This window comes from Neisseria sp. P0021.S005 (assembly GCF_051956955.1).
On record NZ_JBQCWY010000202.1, the window covers coordinates 1 to 4,912 of the forward strand.

The following is a 4,912-nucleotide window of genomic DNA, read 5'->3' on the forward strand; positions in this document are numbered from 1 at the left end:
AAACTTGGTTCGCCGCCATATCCAAGAATGGGATACCGGAGCTGCCGAACGCGGCCGCCAACTGGGTGACTGCGATATTGCGCAGTTGGTTTTCCAAGTCTACGCCGCTGTATTGCGCCGCCACACCACTGACTTCTTTAAAGAATTTTGCCGGATCGCTGATGCGGTAAGAATACATACCGAACGAACGCAGTTGCACCGCGCCAAACTCAGCATCGCGCACGGTAACTGGTTGAGACGTACCCCATTTTCGTGCGAGCTGTTGTTTGGTATTGAAAAAGTAAACATCCGATTTAAACGGAGACTCAAAAAGCTTGTCCCAGTTTTTCAAGTTGGTCAGCACTGGCAGAGTTTGCGTATTGAGCGTGTAACGCCCCGGACCGAACACGTCCGCGGTTACGCCTTCATCGACAAACATCGCCATCTGCGCCTCACGCACAGTCAGGCTTGCACCGTTTTGGATCTCCTCATCGGCAATCGGAAAACGCCACATCAGCAGGCTGTCATCGGGATTCGGCCATTGAATGACGTCGATAAACTGTTTCTTGATAAAGTTGAACATCGCAGTTCCTTATTTGAAGAAGAAAGGATAACTTATGGGCAGTCAGGTCAATTTGCCTAGTCGGTTATATCGCTTATTTTATATAAATAGAATGTCATACGATATTAACATTCAAAATGTCTTTATGCATGGGAATAGAGTGGGTGGCTGCATATACTTTTATCGCAAACTAAATAATAACTATATAGATATTAACTTTTGAAAACTTCGAAATTAAACCTCTTACCGACTCAGTTTTACACTATTTCCAGGTTTTTTATCCATACTGTCTCATAAAAAAGACAAATATTTGCGATAAATCATTAAAGAATATAATAAAAGTAAATATATTACCCCATCAGCATTGTTAATGTTCATTAAATATTATAAACTTTGCCATGCAATAACATTAAATTATCACACTGATTTTCCCAAACTAAAAGGAATTTACATGAAAAATTCTGCTCATTTCTGTCTTGCTGTGTTAGCACTGTCTGCTGCAGTAGGCGCACAGGCTGCCCGCCCTGTTGAATTTACCGTTGGCAGCGAATATTACAACGAAACCTATCGCGAATATGAACAAGATGGTAGTCGAATAATGCAACAAAAAGGCAACCTGTGGTCTATTAATGCGGGGGTTAAATACCGTTTCAACGATCGCCATGCGGCAAAATTGGAAGGCCGTTATTCCCGTGGTAAATCAGATTACACAGGAAGCTTCCAAAATGGATTTGGTGAATCCACAGGTTATGGTTCTGCCACACTCAAAAATGCACCTCGCCGCGCATACGATATCCGTGCCTTATATGAATATACACATCCAATTAACGATCGCTTTAGCCTGACTGCCGGTGCAGGCTTGGGACACCGTGTTCTGAGAGATTTGAGCCGACGTGTCGATCCTGATGATTATGACCGCAAAAACCGAACCACATATGCGCAAATCAATGCCGGTGTAAATATCGCACTTCCAGCAAACTTTGAGATTGCTCCTCGTATTGCCTACAATCGTGCCGTTAAGGGCCGCCAGTATTCTTACGAGCCAGATCGAGAAGAAACCAGAATGAAACAAGGCGGTGGACAAGGTATTGAGGTTGAAGTACCTGTATCTAAAAAATTCTCTAACGGTTCTAAAATCAGTCTGACCCCGTTCTATCGCGGCTGGAAAGTCAAAGATTCAAACTTCACCGTTACAGAAGACTATGGCTTCATTCAATTGGGCGCGATCGAACCTAAAAACCGCACCCGTGAAACAGGCATAAGATTGCAATACTCGTTCTAATTTAGCAAACTTAAGTAGTTAAAACATTTCAGACGGCCTTGTATATAACAGGCCGTCTGAATTTTTTGATGCTTTCAGAATTTCACTATAACGCCAATACCATCAGACATAAGACCTTATCAGTCAAAAAAATCTACCGATAATTTTTCTAGGTAGGAGTCAGGAACAGCACATCTTTTGCTATCCAACCGACCATCAAAATCAAGTCAAGCAAGCCGCATTCAAAATGCCGATCGAGATGGACACTGCACCAAACAACGCGCCGACGGCAACATTGTTACCGATGAGTTCTGCGGTAGCGCCTTTAATCATCATTGTCGCAGCGAAATAGACAAAAATCTGAATTACGGCTGCGGCAAGGGCCCACAGGATAAAATCGATGAAGCTGACGCTGTGTGCAATGCTTGAGGCAAGCGTCAGACAAAAACCGACCAACGCGCCGCCAAATGACAAGGCGCAGGCAAGGTTGCCGTTTTTAATCAGGCGCAATTCTTCAACGGGTGTAATCCGCAGATATACGGCAGCAAAAACAACGGTCATGGCGATACCTGCCAACATGTATTGCAGGTAGAGCAGATATTGGGACAGAGAAATACTCACGATAAGATTCCTTGGTTTGCAATAAAGTGATTATGCCATATTTTTGAAGATAAACCCTTCGAAAAATATGGCATTTTTAGAAGCGCTTCAGGCCGTCTGAAACGGTCTGATTTTTAATTCATGTTTTATTGTGATAATCGTTGACGATTTTTGTATGTTTATGTAACTATTGCGCACCGTTATTTATTAGAGCAAAGAGGAGAATATGAGCATACTCGCCGCTATCCGCCCTAAAGAGCCTTTGCGCCATTTGCGCTGGTTTGACATGCTGATTGTGACCGCTATCCTGTTCGGTCAATTTGCCTACCGTTCTACCCAACTTTATATCGCCAGCCTGATGCCGCAAGTGGAAACAGCCGCGGTTGCCGAAGAGGCGCGCGATACTGCGGTAACCGGCGTGGCTTATTCTGAAAACATGAGCCTGCAGTTGACGCTGCTTGCTATTGCTCTGATTTACCTCGTTATCCGCCGTTTCGACTTCAAACAATTGCCGATTCGTTTTAACTTAGGCGTGTTGTTTTGGACGCCTGTGATTTTTATCCTGATGGGTCTGACCGCCGATGCGGTAACTTCGTTAAGCGGCGGCTACAATTACTTCACCACTGAAATCTTCCAATACATCAAACCATTATCCATTTTTGACAAATTCGCCGCCCTTGCGCCGATGGCCATCCTCTACGGCCTTTTAAACGGCTTTTATGAGGAATTCTGTTTCCTCGGCCTCTTGACCTGCGTGGAAGACAAATACAAATGGCAGGCATTGGCCTATTCGACCTTGGTGCGCATCTCCTTCCATACTTATCAAGGCATGCTTTGGGCGACCGTTATCGGCGTTGTTTTCGGCTTGATGTACTACTTCTTCTATAAATACAAAGTCAAAAACCTGCTGCCGTTTTTCCTGATTCACGCCTTGGCAGATATCTTCGGCTCCGGCTTCATCTATTTGATTTGCGCTTAATGGCAATGGTTGACTGAATAAACAAGGCCGTCTGAAACATCATCTTCAGACGGCCTTTTATCATCTATCGGCTTACTTAATCAACGTAATTGCCACATTCGCATCTTCAGTTGCAACGGCCTCAATCACGACATCTCCGCCAAATCGCAGCACCGAGCCTGCGCCAACCGTATGTTTTTCCTTCTGATTCAAGGTTACGTCAAAGCTTCCTTTTCCAACGGCAAAAATCAACGTTTTAAAACCCGGATGATCGTGCGGCTTAATCTGCTCCCCTTTCTTCATGTCTTTCTTAACGACCATGTAATTTTCGCCGCTGAAAATCTTACCGTTTTCTGAAGAAACCTCTCCCAAAGGCGCGGCAGAAACAGCAACGGAAAACAAAGCAGACAGCAATACGGCAGAAATATTGGCAACTTTCATGACAAGCCTTTCTTGAAAATAGGGCTTTCATTCTACAAAAAACCACTATATTGTTCAATAATAATTCTCATTTCTTAATCTAAAGGCCGTCTGAAACCCAACGATATTTTTCAGACGGCCTGATTGATCTGTATAATATTTTCTTATTAATAAAATCGCTTTATATACCCATCAAATGGAAACCGTCAGAAAAGATCCGCTCGGCTCGGCATGGATGGTTATTGCCGCGCTCGGCTTTACCGTCATGAACCTCTCCATCAAAGCCGCCTCAACGCAATTCGGCTTTTCCAGCGGCGAGCTGGTCTTTTGGCGCATGCTGGTCTCCACCCTGTTCTTAGGCATCATGGCCAAAGCGCAAGGCAACACGTTTTCCACGCCGCATTGGAAAACCCATCTCAACCGCAGCGTCATCGGCACGCTTGCCATGATGTGCACGTTTTATTCCGTCATGCACCTGCCGCTGGCAACAGGCGTCACGCTCAACTACACGTCCTCCATCTGGCTGGCCATCTTTTCATTTTTCATTTTAAAAGAAAGAATTACGCTTTATACCCAAGCCATTTTGGTTATGGGCTTTATCGGCGTTATCCTCTTGCTCAACCCATCTTTTCAAGGCGGACAAGAATTTGCCGCGCTGGTCAGTTTGGCAGGTGGCGCCATGTCGGGCTGGGCGTATTTGCAGGTGCGCGAACTCTCTCTTTTGGGCGAGCCGGGCTGGCGCGTGGTGTTTTACCTCTCGCTTACCGGCCTGATTATGGGCGCAGTCTGGAGCACCATCACAGGCTGGCATCCGCTGACCATCTCTTCCCTGCCCTATCTGGCCGGCAACGGCATCTCCGCCATGATTGCACAATTGGCCATGACCCGCGCCTATAAGGTCGGCAAGAAATTTACCGTTGCCTCGCTTTCCTACCTGACCGTCGTTTTCTCCGCCCTATCCGGCGTATTGCTTTTCGGCGATAAAATCACTTGGCAGGAAGCTGTCGGCATGGTTATCATTGTTGCAGGCGGCGTGTTCAGCAGTTTTACTCCGGCCTCAATCAAAAAATTTCTGATGAAGCAATAATTTAACAAGGAGAACACCATGATTTCCATCCGCGAACAATCTTAC

The 4,912-nt window shown here is 45.5% G+C and carries 6 protein-coding genes; 3 read left to right on the forward strand and 3 right to left on the reverse strand.

The annotated features are described in order from the left end of the window. On the reverse strand, positions 1 to 562 hold a 562-nt coding region (locus ACTHUE_RS10905), incomplete at its 3' end, for an SPFH domain-containing protein (protein ID WP_440402795.1). A 430-nt stretch (positions 563 to 992) separates the two neighbouring features. On the opposite strand from ACTHUE_RS10905, the gene ACTHUE_RS10910 reads away from it, so the two are divergent. Beyond that, on the forward strand, positions 993 to 1,823 hold the full coding sequence (locus ACTHUE_RS10910) for an outer membrane beta-barrel protein (RefSeq protein ID WP_039861962.1): 831 nt from the start codon (positions 993 to 995) through the stop codon (positions 1,821 to 1,823). 201 nt (positions 1,824 to 2,024) lie between these two features. Here the strand turns inward: ACTHUE_RS10910 and ACTHUE_RS10915 are convergent, their stop codons facing one another. Beyond that, positions 2,025 to 2,423 (reverse strand): DUF350 domain-containing protein, encoded by a 399-nt coding sequence (locus tag ACTHUE_RS10915; RefSeq protein ID WP_039861961.1) that lies wholly within the window; start codon positions 2,421 to 2,423, stop codon positions 2,025 to 2,027. 205 nt (positions 2,424 to 2,628) lie between these two features. Between ACTHUE_RS10915 and ACTHUE_RS10920 the strand changes: the two genes are divergently transcribed. Further along, positions 2,629 to 3,381: a CPBP family glutamic-type intramembrane protease gene (locus ACTHUE_RS10920; RefSeq protein ID WP_004519330.1), complete on the forward strand. Its 753-nt coding sequence runs from the start codon at positions 2,629 to 2,631 to the stop codon at positions 3,379 to 3,381. A 72-nt stretch (positions 3,382 to 3,453) separates the two neighbouring features. Here the strand turns inward: ACTHUE_RS10920 and ACTHUE_RS10925 are convergent, their stop codons facing one another. Continuing rightward, positions 3,454 to 3,801, reverse strand: a complete 348-nt coding sequence (locus ACTHUE_RS10925; protein WP_004519329.1) for a hypothetical protein — start codon at positions 3,799 to 3,801, stop codon at positions 3,454 to 3,456. 175 nt (positions 3,802 to 3,976) lie between these two features. Here ACTHUE_RS10925 and ACTHUE_RS10930 point away from each other — a divergent pair, with 175 nt between their 5' ends. Then, positions 3,977 to 4,867 (forward strand): DMT family transporter, encoded by an 891-nt coding sequence (locus tag ACTHUE_RS10930; protein ID WP_004519328.1) that lies wholly within the window; start codon positions 3,977 to 3,979, stop codon positions 4,865 to 4,867. The last annotated feature ends 45 nt before the right edge of the window (positions 4,868 to 4,912 follow it).

Excerpts from the sequence above, each read along its gene's own strand:
- ACTHUE_RS10910 (WP_039861962.1), top strand. The coding sequence starts at position 993 with ATGAAAAATTCTGCTCATTTCTGTCTTGCTGTGTTAGCACTGTCTGCT.
- ACTHUE_RS10920 (WP_004519330.1), top strand. The coding sequence starts at position 2,629 with ATGAGCATACTCGCCGCTATCCGCCCTAAAGAGCCTTTGCGCCATTTG.
- ACTHUE_RS10925 (WP_004519329.1), bottom strand. The coding sequence starts at position 3,801 with ATGAAAGTTGCCAATATTTCTGCCGTATTGCTGTCTGCTTTGTTTTCC.
- ACTHUE_RS10930 (WP_004519328.1), top strand. The coding sequence starts at position 3,977 with ATGGAAACCGTCAGAAAAGATCCGCTCGGCTCGGCATGGATGGTTATT.